25 protein-coding genes and 3 pseudogenes are annotated in these 21874 nt (G+C 42.9%); 25 read left to right on the top strand and 3 right to left on the bottom strand.

Annotated elements, in window-relative coordinates:
* Window positions 1-55: 55 nt before the first annotated feature.
* The 17 genes and pseudogenes from FYJ45_RS32595 to FYJ45_RS06465 form a co-directional block, all read left to right on the top strand.
* Window positions 56-178, top strand: a pseudogene (locus FYJ45_RS32595) (DUF3795 domain-containing protein); the annotation flags it as partial.
* 289 nt (window positions 179-467) lie between these two features.
* Window positions 468-1229, top strand: a complete 762-nt coding sequence (locus tag FYJ45_RS06545; RefSeq protein WP_154463956.1) for an MBL fold metallo-hydrolase — start codon at window positions 468-470, stop codon at window positions 1227-1229.
* A 95-nt stretch (window positions 1230-1324) separates the two neighbouring features.
* Window positions 1325-2074 carry a nucleoside phosphorylase gene (locus tag FYJ45_RS06540; protein WP_154463955.1) on the top strand — a complete coding sequence of 250 codons (750 nt, stop codon included), beginning with the start codon at window positions 1325-1327 and terminating at the stop codon, window positions 2072-2074.
* Between the two features lie 39 nt (window positions 2075-2113).
* The gene (locus FYJ45_RS06535; protein ID WP_154463954.1) at window positions 2114-2446 is read left to right on the top strand and encodes a DUF3795 domain-containing protein; all 333 of its coding nucleotides are present in this window, start codon (window positions 2114-2116) and stop codon (window positions 2444-2446) included.
* A gap of 78 nt (window positions 2447-2524) precedes the next feature.
* Window positions 2525-2818: a DUF3795 domain-containing protein gene (locus FYJ45_RS06530; RefSeq protein ID WP_235930638.1), complete on the top strand. Its 294-nt coding sequence runs from the start codon at window positions 2525-2527 to the stop codon at window positions 2816-2818.
* A 100-nt stretch (window positions 2819-2918) separates the two neighbouring features.
* Window positions 2919-3059: a hypothetical protein gene (locus tag FYJ45_RS30050; protein ID WP_154463953.1), complete on the top strand. Its 141-nt coding sequence runs from the start codon at window positions 2919-2921 to the stop codon at window positions 3057-3059.
* A 92-nt stretch (window positions 3060-3151) separates the two neighbouring features.
* Window positions 3152-3616 carry a VOC family protein gene (locus tag FYJ45_RS06520; protein WP_154463952.1) on the top strand — a complete coding sequence of 155 codons (465 nt, stop codon included), beginning with the start codon at window positions 3152-3154 and terminating at the stop codon, window positions 3614-3616.
* Between the two features lie 558 nt (window positions 3617-4174).
* Window positions 4175-4804, top strand: coding sequence for a CatA-like O-acetyltransferase (locus tag FYJ45_RS06510; RefSeq protein WP_154463951.1), 630 nt, complete (start codon window positions 4175-4177; stop codon window positions 4802-4804).
* A 129-nt stretch (window positions 4805-4933) separates the two neighbouring features.
* On the top strand, window positions 4934-5539 hold the full coding sequence (locus tag FYJ45_RS06505; RefSeq protein WP_154463950.1) for a hypothetical protein: 606 nt from the start codon (window positions 4934-4936) through the stop codon (window positions 5537-5539).
* A gap of 294 nt (window positions 5540-5833) precedes the next feature.
* Entirely contained in the window at window positions 5834-6382 is a 549-nt protein-coding gene (locus FYJ45_RS06500; RefSeq protein WP_235930636.1) for a DUF1697 domain-containing protein, read from the top strand.
* Between the two features lie 55 nt (window positions 6383-6437).
* On the top strand, window positions 6438-7628 hold the full coding sequence (locus tag FYJ45_RS06495; protein ID WP_154463948.1) for a M20 metallopeptidase family protein: 1191 nt from the start codon (window positions 6438-6440) through the stop codon (window positions 7626-7628).
* Window positions 7629-7933: 305 nt separating this feature from the next.
* Entirely contained in the window at window positions 7934-9133 is a 1200-nt protein-coding gene (locus FYJ45_RS06490; RefSeq protein WP_154463947.1) for a sensor histidine kinase, read from the top strand.
* 90 nt (window positions 9134-9223) lie between these two features.
* Window positions 9224-9838: a DUF6273 domain-containing protein gene (locus FYJ45_RS06485; protein WP_154463946.1), complete on the top strand. Its 615-nt coding sequence runs from the start codon at window positions 9224-9226 to the stop codon at window positions 9836-9838.
* A 417-nt stretch (window positions 9839-10255) separates the two neighbouring features.
* Window positions 10256-10459 (top strand): annotated as a pseudogene (locus FYJ45_RS06480) (CD1845 family protein); the annotation flags it as partial.
* Between the two features lie 90 nt (window positions 10460-10549).
* Window positions 10550-11143 (top strand): type IV toxin-antitoxin system AbiEi family antitoxin domain-containing protein, encoded by a 594-nt coding sequence (locus FYJ45_RS06475; RefSeq protein ID WP_154463945.1) that lies wholly within the window; start codon window positions 10550-10552, stop codon window positions 11141-11143.
* 103 nt (window positions 11144-11246) lie between these two features.
* Entirely contained in the window at window positions 11247-11651 is a 405-nt protein-coding gene (locus FYJ45_RS06470; protein WP_235930634.1) for a helix-turn-helix transcriptional regulator, read from the top strand.
* A 14-nt stretch (window positions 11652-11665) separates the two neighbouring features.
* Entirely contained in the window at window positions 11666-12595 is a 930-nt protein-coding gene (locus FYJ45_RS06465; RefSeq protein WP_154463944.1) for a HipA domain-containing protein, read from the top strand.
* A gap of 240 nt (window positions 12596-12835) precedes the next feature.
* On the opposite strand, the pseudogene FYJ45_RS33085 reads toward FYJ45_RS06465, so the two are convergent.
* The 3 genes and pseudogenes from FYJ45_RS33085 to FYJ45_RS06450 form a co-directional block, all read right to left on the bottom strand.
* A pseudogene (locus tag FYJ45_RS33085) lies at window positions 12836-13305 on the bottom strand (pyridoxamine 5'-phosphate oxidase family protein).
* A 115-nt stretch (window positions 13306-13420) separates the two neighbouring features.
* Entirely contained in the window at window positions 13421-13747 is a 327-nt protein-coding gene (locus tag FYJ45_RS06455) for a branched-chain amino acid transporter permease (RefSeq protein ID WP_154463943.1), read from the bottom strand.
* Window positions 13744-14436 carry an AzlC family ABC transporter permease gene (locus FYJ45_RS06450; RefSeq protein ID WP_195841695.1) on the bottom strand — a complete coding sequence of 231 codons (693 nt, stop codon included), beginning with the start codon at window positions 14434-14436 and terminating at the stop codon, window positions 13744-13746. Before FYJ45_RS06450 ends, FYJ45_RS06455 begins: the two co-directional genes overlap by 4 nt.
* Window positions 14437-14587: 151 nt before the next feature.
* Here FYJ45_RS06450 and FYJ45_RS06445 point away from each other — a divergent pair, with 151 nt between their 5' ends.
* The 8 genes from FYJ45_RS06445 (at window position 14588) to FYJ45_RS06410 (ending at window position 21872) form a co-directional block, all read left to right on the top strand.
* A complete protein-coding gene (locus tag FYJ45_RS06445; protein ID WP_154463941.1) occupies window positions 14588-15139 on the top strand; it encodes a helix-turn-helix domain-containing protein in 552 nt (183 codons plus the stop codon).
* A 290-nt stretch (window positions 15140-15429) separates the two neighbouring features.
* The gene (locus tag FYJ45_RS06440; protein ID WP_154463940.1) at window positions 15430-16398 is read left to right on the top strand and encodes a helix-turn-helix transcriptional regulator; all 969 of its coding nucleotides are present in this window, start codon (window positions 15430-15432) and stop codon (window positions 16396-16398) included.
* A 151-nt stretch (window positions 16399-16549) separates the two neighbouring features.
* Window positions 16550-16993, top strand: a complete 444-nt coding sequence (locus tag FYJ45_RS06435) for a winged helix-turn-helix domain-containing protein (protein WP_154463939.1) — start codon at window positions 16550-16552, stop codon at window positions 16991-16993.
* A 160-nt stretch (window positions 16994-17153) separates the two neighbouring features.
* Entirely contained in the window at window positions 17154-18464 is a 1311-nt protein-coding gene (locus FYJ45_RS06430; protein ID WP_154463938.1) for an MATE family efflux transporter, read from the top strand.
* Complete coding sequence (locus FYJ45_RS06425) at window positions 18433-18816, top strand: phosphotransferase family protein (RefSeq protein WP_235930633.1); 384 nt, start codon at window positions 18433-18435, stop codon at window positions 18814-18816. The genes FYJ45_RS06430 and FYJ45_RS06425 overlap by 32 nt, the downstream gene beginning before the upstream one ends.
* Window positions 18817-19437: 621 nt before the next feature.
* Window positions 19438-20805, top strand: coding sequence for an MATE family efflux transporter (locus FYJ45_RS06420; protein WP_154463937.1), 1368 nt, complete (start codon window positions 19438-19440; stop codon window positions 20803-20805).
* Window positions 20806-21165: 360 nt separating this feature from the next.
* Window positions 21166-21315: a helix-turn-helix domain-containing protein gene (locus FYJ45_RS06415; RefSeq protein ID WP_154463936.1), complete on the top strand. Its 150-nt coding sequence runs from the start codon at window positions 21166-21168 to the stop codon at window positions 21313-21315.
* A gap of 179 nt (window positions 21316-21494) precedes the next feature.
* A complete protein-coding gene (locus tag FYJ45_RS06410) occupies window positions 21495-21872 on the top strand; it encodes a GntR family transcriptional regulator (protein WP_016295763.1) in 378 nt (125 codons plus the stop codon).
* The last annotated feature ends 2 nt before the right edge of the window (window positions 21873-21874 follow it).

Genomic DNA, 21874 nt, shown 5'->3' with positions numbered 1-21874 from the left:
ATCGGAGATACGATACCAATGTGTATAAAGGCATTCAGACAGGCAGTATCCCACCATGAAAGGATTTAGCCGAAAAAATCAATTGTTTTCCCTTTGTGGGTTGAACTGCGGGCTTTGCCCCATGTTTTTGAATAAATATTGCTCCGGCTGCGGGGGCGGCGAGGGAAATCAGTCCTGTACTGCAGGCGGTACTCAGGCAAATTGAGAACAGAGCTGATTTGGATACACTGACGATCAAGGAAAAAAGCACTTTTGCCGCAGGACTGCTTCAGGAAGCGGCGGCAAAGAACAATATTGAATTGAAGTTGCGAAAGAAAAAGTGAGGACTTCAATACTGCAATCATTTAATAAAGTATTGAAAAGGATAGAGAATATAGATAAATGAACGTAATAAACGCCCCTTTGCAGAAAAATAAGTGATGTTCTGCAAAGGAAATCAGAAAATAATTATAGAGGTATGCTTGTAAATGGATAAATGGTTCACGATTGACCAGATTGATGAAGGTACATATATTATCAGCGAATACCGGCATTGGGAGGAGACGCATTGCTATCTGTTAAATGGCTCCAGCCGCAGCTTATTGATTGATACTGGTCTGGGAATCTGCAATATTTATGATGAAGTAATGAAGCTGACAAATAAGCCTGTTACGGCAGTTGCAACACACATTCATTGGGACCATATTGGTGGACATCAATATTTTCCAGATTTTTATGCTCATGTTGGAGAATTGGATTGGCTTAATGGAAAATTTCCTCTATCGATGGAAACAATCAGGGAAATGGTTATTGACCGTTGTGATTTACCAAATAACTTCAATGTATATGATTACGAGCTTTTTCAAGGAATGCCAACAAAAATTGTAGCTGACCATGATGTGATAGATATAGGCGGACGGCAAATTGAAGTGTTGCATACACCTGGACATTCACCAGGGCATTTGTGCTTTTGGGAAAAAGACAAAGGATACTTATTTACTGGCGATTTGGTATATAAAGATATACTGTTTGCATACTATCCTTCTACTGACCCTGAAGCATATCTTGCTTCATTGAAAAAGATTTCTGCATTGCCAGTAAAAAAAGTATTCCCCGCACATCATTCTTTGGATATACAGCCGGAAATTTTAATCCGTATGAGAAAAGCATTTGAGGAACTTAAAGAAAATGGGAAACTTTGTCATGGCAGTGGCACATTTAATTATGGTGATTGGGGCGTTTGGTTATAAAAATCCCAGTTTATAGAACTGAGAAAATTGCAAGTTACGAAAAGAAAATGTAAGACGGGTACACAGCCATTATTGAATCGGAGAGGATTAAGATTATGATTACGGATTCATTTGACAACAAAACTGAGCCTATATTCACGCTGAAGGATTTTTATGGGGAGAGAAAAAAGATCCTCGATATCTGCATTATCATTTTTTCCAAAGAGATTTACGAGACTGTTCTCACCACATATATTTGTACAAAGATTGCAGAAATCAATGCACCGAACGGGGCTGTTCCGATTTATAAATTCAGCTCTGAAGGAAAGGAAATTGCTTTTTATTTATCAGCAATCGGTTCTACCGGAACCTCTGAGTATTGTATCGAGTCAAACTGGCTGACTGGTGCTGAGAAGTTTATCATGTTTGGCTCGGCGGGAAGTCTCGATAAAGAAAAAACGCAGGGGAGATTCGTTATTCCGACAGAAGCCTACAGAGACGAAGGAATTTCCTATCATTATGCACCGCCAACTGATTACATCAAGATGAAAAATCACGAAAAGCTCGCTGCTATTTTTGATGAGCTGCACTTTCCTTATGTGAAAGGAAGGGTATGGACTACAGATGCGTTTTTGCGTGAAACAGCAGGGCAGGTTGCTAAGAGGCGGAAGGAAGGCTGCATCGCGGTAGACATGGAACTGGCAGGAGTGCAGTCTGTTTGTGATTTCTACGGTTTTGATTTATATGATTTTCTGGTGACGGGGGATGTGTTATCGGAAGATAAGTACGAGATGGAAAGATTTAATGATGCCAATCATAATTTGGACAAATTTTATATCACTTTGGAGATAGCGAAACGAATTTAATCCGAGAAACCATTTGAAGATATAGAGGTGACTAAGGCTATGAAAGATATGATTGCATATTGCGGACTTAACTGCGAAAAATGTGACGCATACATTGCAACAATCAACAATGATCAAACATTGCGTGAAAAAACTGCAAAATTATGGGCAAAGTTAAATAATGCCCCTATTCTCCCTGAACATATTAACTGCCATGGCTGCCGCGTTGAGGGGATTAAAACGGTATTTTGTGACAGTCTGTGTGGTATTCGTAAGTGTGCGCTGAAAAAGGGCGTTGCAACATGTGGTGACTGCTCCGATATAGAAGAATGTAAAACTGTTGGAACAATTATCCTGAATAACCCGGAAGCTCTGAAAAATTTAAAAGAATAACCCGGGTTTAGAAATAACAAAATCCCAGTTTGTCAGCTTGTTAGGACAAGCATCACACATGGAAACCAAAAAGCCGATATGAAAAAGGCTCATCAGATTGGAATGAAAGCCTATAACGCAGAGCAGGAAGAAAAGGCACGTATCCTGGACATTCTACTTGCCGGCTACAATGACGGGAGGAAAAAGACGCTGTTCTGTGTAGCAGTCTATCTGCTGGATCTGCAAGACCTGCAGGCGGTACTCAGGCAAATTGAGGACAGAGCTGATTTGGAAACGCTGACGCTTAAAGAAAAAAGTGCGTTTGCTGCATGGCTGCTGAAGGCGGCAGCAGCGAAGAACAATATTGAGTTGAAACTGCGAAAGAAAAAGTGAGAATTTGGATATAGCCATCATTCATTAAGGGATGAAAATAAAGAACCGAAGTCGGAATATATCCGGTTCTTAGAAAGGACAGAAGAAGAGAGGTTTATTTTTGGTAAGAGAGTATCTGCATATGAATGTTTATGATGCATTTTTAGCACGAGTGCATTTTCTCTTTGAAGAGTTTGATCATATTTATGTTTCCTTCTCCGGGGGAAAAGACAGCGGATTGGAGAAGCATGGCGCCCTGTAGAGGAAGAGGCGGAAAAAAAGTAAATAATAAGTGAATGAAAGTAGTTTGTCAAAAATAAAGAACAGCGAAAGAGGCTTGAAAGGAGCATTTCTATGAAGTATGTTTGTACAGTTATATCGGTAGCAGATATCAGCACCGCAAGAAAGTTTTATGAGGAACTGTTCGGGTTAGAAGTTTATCAGGATTACGGAAGGAACATCGCTTTTACCTGCGGCCTGGCATTACAGCAGGATTTTGACTGGCTGGTAAGTATACCAAAAGAAAAGGTATTGATGAAATCCAACAATGCGGAGATCGTCTTTGAGGAACAGGATTTTGATGGTTTCCTGAATAAGCTGAAAGCATACCCGGAGATTGAGTATCTGGGAGAAGTCATTGAGCATAGCTGGGGACAACGTGTGATCCGGTTCTACGATCTGGATGGGCATCTCATAGAGGTTGGAGAGGATATGCAGATGGTAGTAAAGCGGTTCCTTGCTTCTGGAATGACTATGGAAGAGGTATCTGCAAAAATGGACGTATCCATTGAGGACCTAACAAAACTTCTGAATAGTTAATTTGCAGTAGACAAATAAATTGGAAATTGTCAAATGGTGTATTGATGAAAGAATATATAACTAAGCGAGTACACATTTGGCTCATTACGATGTTTAGAACTGCGTCCGTCAGGTTTCTCAGAAAATGATCCGCCGCATATGTGTGAAAATCTAACTTGTACAGCAATCATATTTGCATATCAATATATTATACATTTATGACGGAGGTAGAAAATGGTCTATACCCAGATGACAATGAAAGCTTTGAAGTTTGCATATAATGCGCATGCCGAGCAAGTGGATGACAGTATGCAACCGTTAGTTTATAAGGATATTCAAAAAGCATTGAAAGAAATACAGAAGTTACAGATCCCGGTTTGTCGGTGAGTAACACAACAGAGATCCTGAGCATCTCATAGGGGTTGGTGAGGATATGAAAATGGTGGTCAGACGTTTTTGGAATACCGGCATGACGATGGAAGAAGTGTCGGAAAGAATGAATGTTCCCATCGGGGATTTAGAAAGGCTGCCGAACAGCTGAATGTGAAAGAAAATCAGAAGTTGGAGGAAAATGTATCTATGGCAAATAAATATAAAGTAATTGATGAAAAAACATGGGATAGGGCAATGCACTGTATGATTTTTAGAAACAGTGTTGAACCAGCATTTTGCGTAACCTTTGAAGCAGATATTACAAGATTTAGGCGTATGGTAAAGGAGCAAGGACTTTCTTTTACATTGGCAATGGTACATGCAGTTTGCAAATGTGCAAATGAAATAGAGGCGTTTCGTTATCGGTTTGTTGACGGACAGATTGTTTTATTTGAAAAGATAGATACTGCATTTACATATCTTAATCAGGAAACAGAATTGTTCAAGGTAGTCAATGTACCTATGATAGATGATCTGAAAGAATATTGTGAACTGGCAACAAAAGTGGCAAATGAACAGAAAGAGTATTTTACGGGACCTTTAGGAAATGATGTGTTTCAATGTTCTCCCATGCCGTGGGTAACATATACGCATATTTCCCACACTAATTCGGGTAAAAAAGATAATGCAACACCGCTTTTTGATTGGGGAAAATATTATGAGAAAGATGGAAAACTTTTGATTCCAATTTCTGTGCAGGCACATCATTCTTTTGTAGATGGTTTGCATATCGGACAGTTTGTGGAAAAATTGCAAAAATTGTTGAACGAATGGTGAATAAGGAGCTGCATAGGTGCAATAATGAAAAAGATCACAACTTTTTTTAGTGCTATGTTACTTATTATATCATTGTCTGCTTGTTCATCAGACTTTGATATTTCAAATTGAAAGGATGGTCGGGTGCTAATGAAAGAAATCATCAACTTCATTGAAGCGAATGTGGATGGCAAAACGCTGTTTACAAAGGAATTAGTTTACGAACTTGAAAATGGTGCGTTACAGGGCGTTTACTCAGATCAAATATCTTTCTCTAATCTAAAATATTCTCAGAGAGGATTTCAGTTGGATATGTTTATTGTATCTAATGAGAAGATATGGCTCATGGGAAAGGATGGAGAACGGGAAAAATTGCGAAAAGATTTCAGTGGTGTATCCCTGTTCCGATTTGAACTGGCGGAGCGAAAAAGCACGAATAGTTTGACTGGTTGTTTTCGTTTCATTTCAGCTTCAGGGAAAAATGTGGCAGCAGAGGCTATCGTAAGTGGAATTTATGATGTGCGTCTTGAAAATGATGTGCTGAAGTTATCGGAAGATCAGGTCTTGTATCGGGATCAGCCGATACAAGAAGGGCATTTTAAGCCCGTTGCATTTCAATCGGAACATCGTTTTTATGTTAAAGCTAATAAGCTATACTATGAATACAACGGCAAGTGTTTTGATGTGGACTCAAAAACTATGCGGCGTAACGATAGCTCCGATACCTTTCCTCCGTTTATTTCAATCGAAAAGTAAGAAATGACGAATCAGCTTGACAGGAGTGCAGAGATGTTGATTATTTTGAGTATGTGGTGATATTGGTATTGTCCAAATGCCCTGTCCGAAGTTTTGCTGTTTAGGACTTGATAGGGGAAATATTTATGGCGCTGATAGCCCGGTAGTGGTAGAGAATACACGAATACGTTCAGATAAAGGGAACGGACAACATACAAGAAAAACTTCAGCAGTTAATATGAGCTAAAGGATAAGGACAAACATGATCTTTCTGTCCTTGAAGGTATATCAAAATAAGACGAAATGGAGATTTATATGGAGGAAGCAACGAGATATATTGCGCTTTTGCGCGGTGTCAATATAAGTGGAAAAAATAAAGTTCCGATGGCTGAACTAAAGAAAGCTTTTGAGGAGCTTGGGTTCGGAGCGGTTAAGACCTATCTGAACAGTGGCAATGTGATTTTTTCAAGTAATGAAGAGAATATAGGGAGCCTTACAGACCGGATTGAAACAACGATAAAAAAGTGGTTTGGTCTGGATATTCCGGTTTTCGTCATATCAAAAGAGGATATCGAAGATATTTTGCAACACGCGCCTGACTGGTGGGGTGATGAAAATAAGGAAATCTATGATAATCTAATTTTTATTATGCCTCCGGCTACATTTGCTGAAGTGCGGGACGAGATCGGAGAACCCAGGGAGGGTTTGGAAAAGATTCAGGATTATAAGGAAGCGGTATTCTGGTCTTTCAGCCGGAAGGATTATCAAAAGACAAACTGGTGGAGGGAGACGGCAAGTGCGAATATCAGCGGCAAACTGACAATCCGAACGGCAAACACCGTCAGGAAGATAAATGGCATGTAAGGCTTTTAATATGGAGAAGAGTTGGGTTTGAATAATATAATGGAAAGGAATTGCTATGAATGAAATTTATCAGCAAGCAAAATTATTACAGCCAGAGTTGGTAAAAATCAGAAGAGAAATACATCAAAATGCTGAGGTTGGGATACAACTGCAATATACCAAAGCATTTGTGAAAGAGAAGCTAATTGCGTATGGATATGAACCCCAGGACATTGCCAATAGCTCAATTGTGGCAACGATCAGCGGCGAACTCCCTGGTAAAACTATGCTGCTTAGAGCAGATATGGACGGCTTAGCCATTAAGGAAGAAACTGATTTAGACTTTAAAAGTGTAAACGGAGCTATGCATGGCTGTGGTCATGATATGCATACCGCCATGCTGTTAGGTGCTGCAAAATTGCTTAAAAAGTATCAAAACCGGCTTCAGGGAAAAGTAAAATTATTATTTCAGGAGGATGAAGAAGGTTTTACCGGGGCGAAGGCTGTGATTCAGGGAGGTGTTTTGGAAAATCCAAAGGTAGATGCAGCCATGGCGCTTCATGTAAACTCTGGTACGCCGAGCAATATGGTGCTGTGTGGTCTTGGCCATTTCATGGCTGGCTGCACTTTGTTTCGCATTGAAGTAAGCGGCGTGGGCTGTCACGGAGCGATGCCTGAAAATGGGGTTGATCCAATTAATATCGCGGCACATATTTACCTGTCGTTACAGGAAATTGCAGCGAGAGAAGTGGCGGCGCAAGACCCTTGTGTATTAACGATTGGTAAATTTGCCGGTGGACAAACTCCCAATATTATTCCTGAAAAAGTCGTTTTAGAGGGAACAATCCGTTACAAAAATAAAGAAACAGGGGATAGAATTTTTGAAAGAATTCAAGAAATTTCAAATCTGTGTGCCCAATCCTTCAGAGGAAGGGCAGTTGTAACGGAATTATCCAGTGCGCCGCCTCTGATAAACAACGATGAGATGATCTATGAGTTTTGCGATTACATTAAGCAATTCATTGCCCCTCAGCAAGTCAGGATATTGCCTCAGGGAGGTATGGGCAGCGAAGACTTTGCTTCCTTTAGCTATCAGGTGCCCATTGCCTATTTATTATTAGGCGCCGGTACCAACCAGGAAAATGAAGCGTATGGTAAACCCATGCATAATCAAGGCGTTGTGTTTAATGAAGATATATTGTCCCTTGGGAGTTCGATACTCACGATATGTGCTATGAATTGGTTGAGCAAACATCGAGATGATTAAGATTTATTCCGCTCAGCGGCAATCTGACAGGCAGAACGGCAAACACCGTCAGAAAAATAGTTGGGATGTGTGTGTTTATTTTCCACATCCCAACTGATTGCATCTTATTTTAAGGAATCCCTGTCAGGGACCTGTACAGATAAAGCTTCGGTAAAATGGTGTTTCTCAACCATATGTGCCTGAACAGAAGTTAAAATCAAACGGTAAGAGTCTGCCAGGCACTCAGCAAACCCGGCGTTGTTTCCTGAACGCAGGCAGCGATATGCCCTACGGGTGATTTCATTGAGGCGTCCGATTCAAAGGAAATGCTTCTCCATGCCATACGTCTGGATGATCTCCATGTCGAAGGTGTGAACTTTACCTGGCTGGTCGGCATCTCACCCATTACCCAGATTCAGGACCGGATGGTGATTTATTCGTTTTATAAGGACAGTGATAGCCGGGGGTACAGCAGTGTGATTACTCCCAGTGGGGATTATATCGTCAATATCAACCGAACCGTATCCATAAATCAAAGGAGCAATCTATATGATTGGCTGGATAGGGGAAATCGGGAGAGTCCATATAACGTCGAAGTGATCCGGGAAAGCATGAGCCGTAAAGAGCAGTTTCATTTTATGTTTACAGATGAGGACGGTATTTCAGAGCAGCTTTTCTTTCTTCCCATTGAAGGTACCGATTGGTATTTTCTATCTGTTGTTGAGAGAACTGTGTTTACGGATCTGACAAAGCCATTTGTTATTGCAAGCATATCCATGGTCATTGCCGTCATTCTCATATCGCTTATGGCTCTTTTAATGTCCTTGCGTTTCAGCAAAAGAGAGATCAAAGCAAACACCGAGGCAAAAGTGCGCAGTGAATTTCTGTCCAGTATGAGCCATGAGATCCGGACAACGCTCAATGGGATTGTTGACCTGCTCCATCTGATGCAGTCTCATCTGCAGGATGGGAATATGGAGCAAATGACAGGCTGGCTTTGCAAGGCCAATACCACAACACAATATCTGATTTCCCTGCTCAATGATATTTTGGATATGTCAAAGCTTCAAGCAGGAAAGCTGGAGCTTGTTTCAAAGCCGTTTTTTTTGGAAACGATGCTGGATGCCATCGTATCTATGCAGCGTGGAAATGCACAGGAACGAGGTGTTGAATTGATTGTAGAACAGAATATTGTTGCCCCCTGCATTACAGGCGACGAAACCCGCTTAAAACAGGTGCTCATGAATATCGTTGGCAATGCGGTAAAGTTCACGCAGAAAGGCGGGACAATCCGACTGACGGCAGAGCAAAAGCTGGAAGATACAACCCATGTTATCACTACAATCCGTTGTGCGGATACAGGAATCGGGATGAGTCCTGAGTTTCTGGCAACCATCTGGGACAGCTTCACCCAGGAGAATAATAAAGTTTCTAATGGGATGCAGGGAACACTGTTGTATATTGGCTGTGCATATGAAAAAGGGTGTTCTGAGAATCAATCATGGAGAAGTGTTTTATCACTTTGATTTTGAGAAAAGGACAGCACGCTGACAGATAAGAGGGAATAAATGATATTAGGCGTATAAGATATAAACTATGCTCAATGGGAAAGGATTATGAGAAAAATGCAGGTAGGTAACATAATTTCATTTGGAAAATATGACTGGATAGTGCTGGACGTAAAAAAAGACAGGGCTTTGATAATAACTGAGCATATTGTTGAACAGCGCCCATATCATGATGCTTATACTGAAGTAACATGGGCTGACTGTGCATTAAGAAAATATTTGAATGGTGATTTTTATGATGAATTCAGTATGGCTGATAAATTGCGAATAAGTCCAGTGGTAAATAAAAATCCAAACAATGAGTGGTATGGTACAAGCGGCGGAGCAGATACGGAGGACAGAATATTTTTATTGAGCATGGAAGAAGCGGCGTGCCAATATTTTGGTGATAGCAGTTCATTATTGTATAACCCACGAAAAAATCAAAAATATTGGTTTGAAAGAAAAGACAAAAATAATGGTAAGCGTGTTGCTACACTTGAGAGCAATAATAAACAGGTTTGGTGGTGGTGGATTCGCACCCCGGGTCGGGTTGGTGTAAAGGCAGTCTACATTCACGGTGACGGCAATATAGGAATTCAGGGCAACAACATATTGAAAGGCAATATCGCCGACGGGAAATGTACAGGTGGTGTTCGTCCTGCTTTATGGCTGAGGTATTGATTAAACTATGTTGTACAAACAAAAGACTGGGAGAGGTAAGGATTAAATCGGCGGTACTGCTGCTCCTTTGTATAGCCCTGATCGTGAGAGCTTTCTGCGCTGCCGCCTCCATTACTCACGCCTGAGTGAGACTGAAATTCGCCTCAACCTGGCCAGTGTGAACCTCGATACTGTTCCCCCTGACCTCCGCTCCCAAAGTATATTTGCTCGGCGTAGGCGTTCCGATTGAGGAATATTTTGCCCGTATTATCGGAATTATCCATCGTCATAACGATGTTGAGGATAAACTCGTGGCAGTGCCCGAGGGAATTTACTTTACAAAAGAGGAAGTCGCAAAGGCGGTAGATTTTCAGGAACAATATTTTGAATATCACATTGAGATGTGTTCACAGTAAAAATACCCTGTAAGGATTTTGAAACGGCTTGGTGCTGGGACTATTCAGCATGGGGACCGCCCTGCTGGGCGTGGCAGTCCTGGTGATATACTCCCCGCAAAACGGTCTCATCCTGTTACTAATCGCTTTTCTCATCAGCCCGTTTGGGCTGCCGAAACTGGCCTTCTGGTTGCTGGGAAAAGTACAGTATTTGAAATTCGCCATCCAGGACAGCGTATATGGTTAAATCATGGTAGGAACTGCAAAATCGTAGCTTCGCTCACTTTACTTTTAGACTAATATTGCGTATAATATTAGTGTGAAAGGAAGTGAAGCCATGGGACAATATGAACAGTTGGACAGGATGCTGGCGGCTCAGGATGGGATGCTGCAAACCGCCCAGGTGGTATCTGCCGGAATTTCCAAACCGGTTTTCTATCATTATGTACAGGACCGGGAATTGGAACGGGTTGCACATGGCGTTTATCTTTCCAAAGATTCCTGGGTAGATGCGATGTACCTGATCCATCTGCGGTTTGAACAGGCGGTATTTTCCCATGAGACAGCCCTGTTTTTTCACGATTTGACAGACCGTGAGCCAACCGAGTACACGGTTACGGTAAAGACCGGCTACAATCCCACCAGACTAAAAGCGGAAGGGGTTCAGGTCTTTACCATCAAGGCAGAGCTGCATGATGTGGGATTGATAACGGCGCAGACCCCCTTTGGGCATACTGTACCGGCTTATGATATGGAGCGAACGATCTGCGACCTGTTACGAAGCCGGAACAGTTTGGAGATGCAGACGTTCCAGTGGGCGCTCAAAATGTATGCCAGAAGAAAGGACAAAAATCTGCGGACGTTGATGCGCTATGCAAAGCTGTTCCGGGTAGAGAAAATTTTGCGGCAGTATTTGGAGGTACTACTATGATAAAGACAGCAAAGCAGTTAAAAGACCTGGTTAAGTTTCATGTAGTCCTCTTGACATTATTTCGGCATACCGATATAATAATAGCAGAGAGGATGTGACAGGAATGATGCTCGAGAGTTTGCTGAAAAAGCGAAACATGACAAAATACCGATTAGCCGTAGACGCGGGAATCCCTCACGCTACGCTCAACGATATATGCAGCGGTAAGACAAAGCTTGAAAAATGCTCCGCAGAAACGGTGTATAAGCTGGCAAAGGCGCTTGGCGTGTCGATGGAGCTTCTGACTTCCGAAGGAATCCATCAGGCGGAAAAGGAACGCTCTTATGAATACGGGCTGCCCGGATATCTGCAACATGATCTGGACGCATACAAGGACGGGTTGAAAAACAAATCTCCGCTGCTCGACTGCCTGTGGGGAGAACTCTATGGCAGTATCAATATTGCTGAAATTAACGACGGTGTGATTACAAAGGAACATGCCGATTATCTGAGAGCAAAATATCTTTAAGGAAATGATGACGGATGGCTGAAAAAATTGATTTTACAAACTGTCGGGTGGTACCCGGCAGAGCATACAACGGAGCAAACGGCAAGAAGATTGCCGTAGAATATGACGGCATACTGTATATGCTGAAATTCCCACCCTCCGGCAAGAATAAGCCCACCGGGCTTTCCTATACCAATAGCTGTTTCAGCGAGCATATCGCAAGCAGTATCTTCAATCTGATCGGTGTAAGAGCACACGAAACCATGCTTGGCACATTTAAGGTTGGCGGCAAGGAGAAGATTGTCTGCGCCTGTAAGGACTTTACAGCAGACGGAAAGAGATTTTTTGATTTCTGTTCCATTAAGAATACGATTCTGGAATCAGATTCAAATGGTACGGGAACAGAGCTTGAAGATATACTTGATACGATTGGAAAGCAGCAGTACATTTCGCCGGAGGTGTTGGAACGGCACTTTTGGGATGTATTTGTTGTAGACGCCTTACTTGGAAACTTCGACCGTCATAACGGAAATTGGGGATTCCTGTTTGATGAAAAAACGGGAGAGTCAAGCATAGCGCCCATCTACGATTGTGGAAGCTGTCTTTTGCCGCAGGCGGATGAGAAGATCATGAATGAAGTGCTGTCAAACGAGGACGCGCTGCATTCGAGAATTTATCTGTATCCAACCTCTGCCATAAAGCAGAACGACAGAAAAATTAACTACCGTGACTTCCTAATGAGTGCGGAATATAAAAGCTGCAGTGAGGCAGTCAAACGGATTGTTCATCGGATTGATATGGAAGTAATTAGTGAATTCATAGATTCCACACCATATCTGTCGGATCTGCAAAGAGCCTTTTACAAGCACTATATAAAGGCGAGATATAATCTGATCCTTGTTCCGGCTTTTGATTTGGCAGACAGTCTCGAACAGGAGCCGAACAAGCCGATAATGGGGATGTAACAACAGAATACTTTATCAGAGGACGCTGAAAAATCGGCGTCCTTTTTACTCAAGAAAGTGATGCAACATGAAAAAATACGAGGAATTGGAACGCAGTGATATACGGATCGGTTGGGATTTAGAGATGATATGAAAAGCACCCTCCAAACTTAAAAAATAAGGCCAGCGTTTTGTGTAGCGCTGGCCTACTACACAATAAATGGAACCCCGGCGGGTTGATTTTATCTTTGCTTGATTCAGTTATTTTTCCTGCCGGTTTTTCACCAGCTCAATAGCTTCTTTTCCTGTCATGTGGTCGATGCACATTTCAAGCATACACAGCGTTTTCCACTCCCGGTCGATTTCTTTCCGGCGGCCTGCGGCATCTTCATCTGGCGAATATTTTTTCGCCAGTTTCTCGATTGCCGCCCGCTTCTCTTTCTCATCCTCGATGATGCGGATCTGCCCAAAGGCAATGACGCTTCTGAAATAGGTAGTGTATTTTTCCGACACGATCTGGTCTTGGTCGATGACGCAGAAGGATGCCTTAGAACTGCGCTGTATAGCGTCCAGTTTGTGGCGCCTTTGGCACAGTGGAAGTATAGTTTTGCGCCATCGAACACAAAACTGATGGGTACAGCATAGGGGTAATCGTCGTCCCCAGACAGAGCCAATACCCCAGAGGTTCCCCGACAGAGGATCGCTGTCACTTCCCCGTATTCCGTCAACAGTTCCCACGCTTCTTCTCTTGATAACTTCTTTTCCACTTTGATAACCTCCTACAATATTTTATTATCATAACTGCCGTTCTGCGCGTTAGCTTGACATCATTTTTCAAAAGAGCATTTACCGAAAGCAGGTTTGGACCAGAATCATATAGACAACGGTTCCAACGCCGATACTAAGTAATATATTTCGCTTCCACTTATGGAGTATGAAAATACAGACAATGGCAATCAATTCCGGCAGGCCATGAAAGGACGCGAAAACTGCATCTTTCAGGCAGTATACCACCAACAGGCCAATGACGGCATAAGGCAGCACCATGCCTAAATAGGTAATATAATGCGGCGGTGTTTTCCCCTCCGGGAAAACTAGAAACGGGAGAAACCTTGTCAACATGGTTCCCAGCACAACAACAAGAATCGTAATAATGCTTTGCGTGGTTGTCATTGTATCGCCTCCTTATGAATCTTCTTCCTGTCCAGCGTGAAGCACAGGATAATTAAGGCCATAGCCGGTAAGATAAAATTTTCGCTTCCAAACAGCAGCAGACAGAGCAGGGAACAGGCTAATCCGGTAAGGGCAGATCGGTGGTAATCTGCTTTTTCCCACTGTTCAATAAACATAACAACAAACAATGCCGTCATTACAAATTCAATGCCCGTGGTGTCAAAATGAATGACGTATCCCAACAGCGCACCTAACGTCGCTCCGGAAACCCAATAGATTTGATTCAGCATGGTAACAAAAAACATAAACCAGCCTTTGTCTATATCCTGTGGCGGCAACACGGTATAATTGATCGTAAAGGATTCATCACACATACCGAAAATCAGATAGGGCTTTTTCCAACCAACATTTTTATATCTTTCCAACATAGAAATGCCATAGAATAAGTGTCTGGCATTTACCATCAATGTCAGGAAAAAAGCATACAGCGGGTTAAAGGCAGACAGTAACAGGTTGACGGTGACAAATTCCATTGAACCAGCGAAAATGAAGAAGCTCATAAGCATAGGGTATACAAAAGAAAAGCCTTTACTTCTCATAAGAAATCCATAAGACATTCCGAGAAAAAGGAATCCAATACAAATAGGTAATGTGTAAGGCAGGGCGGCCTTAAATGCTTTTGCTCTCATGTTCATCAGCTCCTTTATTGTGCTTGATTTTTCAGGCGCTTTTCTTTATAATGTTTACAGTATAGTTGACGTTTGTCTGATTCAACGAACATATAGTCCTGTATATTATACAATCGTTCGATTTATATGTCAAGTCGAGAAAGGGGCAGTTATGGAACTTGGAAAAATAATCGCAATCAATTTAAAAGAATTACGAACCGAGCGCAATTTGACGCTGGGGCAGTTATCAAAAATATCAGGAATCAGCAAAGCGATGTTATCAGACATTGAAAAAGGCGGCAGCAATCCAACCATCAATACAATCTGGAAGATTGCCAACGGTTTGAACGTGCCATATACAAAGCTGATGGAGGGGATCGAAAAAGAGGCAACCATTATCCGAAAGTCGGAGACAGTGGCACAGAACGGCGAAACAGAGCATTACCGGGTATATTGCTATTTCAGAAATACCCCCGTAAGAAACTTTGAACTGTTCTATGTAGAACTGGACGCCAACAGCTCCAATGCCTCGATTGGACATTCTGAAAAGGCACAGGAATACCTTTATATCATTCAGGGCGAATTGGTGCTACACACGGAAACTGGCGATTACACACTAAATGAGGGAGACTCCCTTACGTTTGATTCCTCCATCGGACATACCTACATCAATGAAAATCATACGTTGCTTACGTTTATCTGTATCAATTATTACCCCAACTAACGATTTGTTTGCCAGAAAGAAAACCGCTGCCTTGAATGAAAAGCAACAGGATGTTCGGTATATTATGTATTTTATTGGAGCGGGAAAAAATAGCGGCACAGGAGCTGGCGGAGTATTTTGAAGTCTCTGTGCGCAGCGGAAATTATAGAGCCAAAGACGTTGCGGGACGATATAAAGGCATTTTTAGAGCAGGCCAGAAAGCAATATGAATCATAGCAAATAAAATCAAGCGACAGCCGCCCGATTTTCTTATAATAGATGTAGGGTGGTTGAAAAGAGGTGACAGATAAATGTACGAATGGCAAAAGCAGATCCAAACAGTTGTCGATGAGATTGACAAGTGTATTAAGGGTTACAACAATGAAGCCATGACACTGCGCTTTCTTTCCCGTAAACTGGGCTATTCCGAATTTCACACAACAAGAAAGTTCAAGGAAATCTCGGGGATGCCGTTTCGGGATTATCTGCGGCAGAGAAAGTTGGCGTTTGCATTGAAAGAGGTCCGGGACAGTGATAAGAGCCTGCTGGACATTGCCTTCGACTATGGTTTTTCCTCCCATGAAGCCTTTACCAGGACTTTCAAAGGAACCTATGGCGTAACGCCCAGCGAGTATCGTAAAAATCCAAAACCGGTTGCTCTCCGTACAAAAATAAGCCCTTTCGACCGCTACTTTTTAGGATTAGGAGAAATCGGCATGATTAAATCAACAGATGGCGTAAAAATTTATTTTGTAACCATTCCCGCTCACAAGTTTTTACACATTAAAAATTATGAGAGTAATGGATATTGGGATTTCTGGCGCAAACAGAATCTGATTCCGGGGCAGGACTATGAAACGATCTGCGGGCTGCTGGACAGTATCAAGGGGAAATTAGACGATGCCGGTGGAAGCGAAGTCAACTGTGCCAGCGGACAGATTATGGCGTATATAAACGATCCAAACGGAAGGCTTTGCGATTGGGGGATCCACCGTGCGGAATGTTGGGGAGTACGGCTTTCTTCGGATTATGCGGGAGAAGTGCCGTGCCAGATGTCTATGGTGGATGTTCCAGAATCTGAGTATATTGTTTTTGAGCATGGCCCATTTAACTACGAGCAGGAAAACTGCAGTGTAGAGGAAAAGATAGAAAAAGCGATGGCCGAGTTTGATTATGAAGAAGCCGGATGCTGCCTAGATACTTCACCGGGAAGAGTCATGTACTTTTTTTATGATCCGGAGCAGTATTTCAAGTATATAAGACCGATACGAAAAGGATAGGGGTATAAAACCCAGGCAAGACTTCACCGCGCGAAAAAGATATGAAATATGACAGCTGGAGGGCTGTAAAGGAAACGGAGGCGATACCCTTGGGAAATTAGCTGTACTGGAAATATCCGAGCCGGGAGATAAAATCGGAGAGAAGCTGCTTATGCTGTTGAATGCAAGGCAGCAGCAAGAGTTAGTAAAATATCTTCTTAGCAAAGAAAAGCAGAATGGCGGTTCAGCTGATAACCTGTGTATCCGCTCCGGAGCTTATGGACTGCAGACAAAGACGGAAGGTATCTTCACAGAGATTCATATGGGGGACTTATACTTTTGCCTGGAGCAGCGGCTGGTACGGGTGGATGGACAAGTGGTAGATCTGACGGCAAAAGAATTTGATATTCTTGCCCTTCTGATCACGTATCCCCAGCGGGTTTACACTTACGAGCTGATCATGGAGCTGGTCTGGAACGAGGATGCTGCCTTTTACTCACGCAAAGCGGTAAGCAATCATATGAGCAATCTGCGGAAGAAATTGAAGAGAACACCGGATGGTCTGGAATATATTAAAAATGTTGTCGGTGTCGGTTATAAATTTGAAGTACCATAACAAAGACCACAAGGATTTTACTTCCCTTGTGGTCTTGTTCTGTTTACGCTTTTTTTTGTGCGGAGAGAGGCCGTTTTTTAATTGCCGCCGATAGAAAGGGAGTGGTGTATTGCCGTCAAAGGGCATAAGCAAACTGGAAACAAGCTCTATCGGGAAATTGATGGCGGAGTTGTGTGTACAGGCTACATTTTCCGTTATGCTTTATAACATCTATATCATTACAGACACTTTGTTTGTCTCAAAAGGAGTAGGCAGCACAGCCAGCGGAGCAATTGGTGTGTTTTCCCCGGTGCTGGTCTTTGTGGGCGGCATAAGTTCTACTTTGGGAGTGGGTGCAGGCTCCATTATATCCAGACGGCTGGGGGAAAAAGATCTGAAGGGCGGTAAGACCGTTATTGGATGCATGGTTTGGATCTGGTGTCTATGCGCATTGGTGATAACGGCCATCGGACTGCTGTTCCTAAACCCACTGCTTAGTCTGCTTGGATGCACAGCTGAGATTTATCCATACGCTGTGGAATATGGACGTATCATGCTGCTGGGCACGATCTGCAGTACAGGATTTTCAGGAGTCATGCGGGCTGGGGGGGACACCCTTTATTCCACGCTTCAATGGTGCTGTCCCGTTCTAATCAATATGACATTGGATCCGGTGTTGATTTATGGATTCCAGATGAGTATTACAGGCGCCGCTTTGGCAACAGTATGCGCCCAGGTGTTTTCACTGCTCTGCAGTATTTACTATTTTTTTATCCGCAATGCGACACCATGCAAGATTCGGATAAAAGATATACGGTGGGATTTTAGGGCATTTAAAGAAATCCTGTCAATCGGGATGCCGTCTTTTCTGAACAGCCTGGGAAACAGCTTTGTCAGTATGGCAAGCAATCAGATATTAGGAACAGTCTATGGAACACAGGCAATCAGCACCTTCACTGTTATATCCCGTATACAGACTTTTGCCACTACGCCGTTTACCGGTGTTATGCAGGGCATACAGCCCATGCTTGGATTTGACTGGGGCAGGAAAAATACAGGCAGGGTAAGGAAAACGGTATTTTTAGCTCTGCGGTTTGTTCTCATTTACGGGGGCTTGATTTCGCTGGGGCTGTATGCTGGAGCACCATACATCATCCGGCTTTTTTCCGCTGATGCAGGTGTTATGCTGGCGGGAACGTCGGCCTTGCAGATTATCTGCTGGGCAGCCTGTGCCGGAGGGGTAATGCCTGTTATCCAGGCATTCTACCAGGCGTTGGGACAGGGAAAAAAGGTACTGCGATTATCAATGGTATGTATTTTCTTGATTCGTATTCCCTTTCTGTTACTCGGAGGAATCACGAAAAACATTTCTATTATGTGGTGGGTATTCGTAAGCAGCGACTGGGCAGCGGCAGTCATGGCTGGCTTCAGTTACAAAAAATTTCAGAAGGAGAGAAACGATGGAAAGCCTAACAAAGAACAGACAGAATGAAGAAACGCTCAGAAAGATGGTAGGGCGTTTCTTCCATCCCCTTGAGTTACAGTCATATAAGGAACTGACGGAAGGATATTTTAATGTGGCCTATGAAGTGACTTTAAGCAGTGGGGAGGCAGTCATTTTGAAGGTTGCGCCGGCAAACGGCATTCGGGTTATGACATATGAGAGAAATATCATGTGTGCGGAGGTCCAGGCGATGGAGATGGCGCTGGAGCATGGAGGAATCCCCGTTCCTAAAGTGCTTGGATATGATGACAGCCATACGATATGTTGGGGAGACCCCCTGTTGGAGGTGGGCTTTAGGATTCATTCAGACAACCTTTTTTCCGGAACGGTTATGGCATAAAAGAGTTTACAAAATCACAGGAGAGAAGGAGCCTGTGGTACGATATTTACCTGTTTGTTCTGGTATCATTGGAGTGTGAGTACCGAAAATACGAGACGATAGATATGTATCAGTGGGGCACCCATATGCTGACGACATTGTGGGGAAAACTGAGATGTTGACTTTCTGTTATAAAATAGAGTGTTATCATCAGTCAGCATATATGCAATTTCCGAAATCTATTTGACGGCAAAAGAATTTGATATTCTTGCCCTCGATTGAGATTTCCCTCCTGTTGACAAGCACGCTGTATATGTTTATAATAAAACTAATATCATAAGAAAGGGTGAGCACGATGCTGTTCGGAAAGTTTTGTATTGATTTCGGCTCCACACAAGATTATACCACGAAACATTGTGCGGAGCCTTTTCGGAAAGTTGATCGATAAAGCGGAAAGGCCAAGGCAGATATAAGCTGTCTTTGGTTTTTATACCCTTTTATCGGATCAATGTTAGAAAATTAACTGTTAAGGTCACAGACAATGTTTTGTTTGTGGCCTTTTGTGATTGTTTGGTTCACCATGATTACACAGAGGGCACACAAGACCGTGTGCCCTCTATTATTTTGGAAAGGAAAATCAATATGACGGAAGAACAAAACCTGCTAACCGGAAGCGTACCTAAAAAGCTGGCCCTTTTCGCCATCCCCTTACTTTTAGCAAATGTCCTGCAATCTTTTTACAATGTGGTGGACATGGTGGTGGTCGGTCAGGTTGTGGGTGATACGGGCCTTGCGGCCATTGGCAACGCTTCTAAATTGTGCTATATCATCAATTCCATTTGTATTGGGATGACGATGGGGGGAGCCGTGCTGATTGCTCAATACAAAGGGGCAAACGATAAAAAGGGTCAGGCAGAGTCCTTTCAAATGCTGACCTTGCTATCGCTGGTATCTTCGTTGCTTGTGACTATTGTGGGGTTGGCAGCCTACCAGCCGTTATTCAAGATGTTAAGTGTTCCGGCAGACGCATATCAAGACGCCTGCGACTACATGAAAATTATTTGTTGTGGGACTGTGTTCGTCTTTGGATATAATGAAGTCTGCTCTGTGTTAAAGGGACTGGGGGATTCTAAATCTCCACTCTATTGTGTAGGAATTGCTACCATCATCAATGTTGCTTTAGACATTATCTTGGTGGGGCCTTTAGGAATGGGAACGGCAGGAGCGGCTTACGCGACGATCACCGCGCAGGGAATTTCCTTTGTGATTTCTTTATTCTATTTGAAGCGACGCAAGATATTTTTCTCTATGGAAAACCACAGAAAGTTTACGATCCAATGGGATAAGCTGGCCGCCATTGTGAAAGTCGGTCTGCCCACAGCAATCCAGATGGTCGTAGTCAATACCGCCTATCTGCTTGTGGCAGGTATGCTCAATCAGTTCGGTACTGCCGTGTCTGCTGCTTCTAATGTAGGTTTGCAAATCAACACCTTTGCCGGTATGTCCTGCTGGGCGACTGGGCAGGCAGTAACGGCAATGGTAGGCCAGTGTATGGGGGCTGGACAAATCGAGCGCGCCCGAAAGGTGGTAAAAGTAAGTTTAGTGATGAATGTTGCGGTAACGCTCGGTGTCGTAATTGGCGTACAAATTTTCGCACGACAACTTATTTTGCTTTTTGGAAATATCAGCCCTGAAGCTGTGAATGACGGGATTTATTATCTGCGGATCTGCTGTGGCATCAATAGTCTGATCTATGCTGTCATGTATACGTTAGATTCCTTTGCCATCGGAGCAGGCGCAGCAAATATCGCCATGCTCAACGCTTTACTGGATGCGGTGATTGTACGTTTGCCGGTAAGCTGGTTTTTCGCCTTTACGCTCAGTCTGGGATTTCCGGGCGTTTATTATGGACAAGCTCTTTCACCGATCCTGCCGGCCATCGTGGGGCTATTTTATTTTAGAAGTAAAGGCTGGGAAAGGAAAACGCTTATTCGGAAGAATCACAATTAACGAATATCAGTGAATTGTCAAACAGGGAATAGAGTGTTATCATCAGCATATAGGCCATTTCCGAAATGTTTCCGAAATCCGTCCAATATATTGATAATCAGGCGTTTCATATGTATAATTTAGATTGCAAACTGAATAGATGTGTCTTCGGGGCAGGGTGTAATTCCCGATTGGCGGTAAAGTCCGCAAGCGTTAATCACATGATATGGCAGAACACATTATGGTATCACGCATATTGGAACACGGCCAACGGTCGATAGTGATCGTGGCAGCCCACAAAGGTTTGACAATCTGTCATTGCTATTGGAGCAAATCATAAAAGATTGTATATCAGTACGCGAGTTTTGGGGGATAGAGCAAATGGATTCTTGTTTGCGCATTGATGTAAGCACTCATAGCGTGAAGGTAAATCAGCGGGAGATTTTTTTATCCAGAAAGGAGTTTGACCTTTTGTATTTCCTCTATGTTAAAACAGTCATCGGATATGGGGACAAAATCAATCTGGAATAGCGGAATAGCTAGAGCGGGGAAAATGAAATTGCAGATTACATGAGAGCGTCACAAAATGTGGCTGCTCTCACTTTTTTGGAGCATTTTGCCAGCTGATGCCGCCCTATTGACAAATTTGACTGGAGCTGCTATAATGCACTTGTTCAATAAGTACATTATATGACGGATGGAGGGGCCCTGTGGAAATTATAATAAGCAGTAATACGAGTAAACCCATTTATGAGCAGATTACCTCACAGATAAAAGCTATGATTATGAGCGGCGAACTACAGACGGGCGATCCAATCCCCTCTATGCGGGCACTGGCAAAGTCAATCCATGTAAGTGTCATTACTGTTCAAAAGGCATATGAGGATCTGCAAAGGGACGGATTTATAGAGACAACAGTCGGGCGCGGAAGTTTTGTAGCGGCACAGAATAAGGACTTTTATCAGGAGGAACAGCAGCGGTTAGCAGAAGAACATTTACAGGAAGCTGCTGATATTGGAAGGACCAGTGGAATTTCGTTGGGAAAATTAGTTGAGCTTTTGACTATGTTTTATCAAGAGGAGGAGTGACT

The sequence above is a fragment of the Eisenbergiella porci genome, assembly GCF_009696275.1.
GTDB classification, from domain to species: domain Bacteria; phylum Bacillota; class Clostridia; order Lachnospirales; family Lachnospiraceae; genus Eisenbergiella; species Eisenbergiella porci.
The sequence above is the reverse complement of the archived record's forward strand: the minus strand, read 5'-3'. Positions and strand labels throughout refer to the sequence as shown.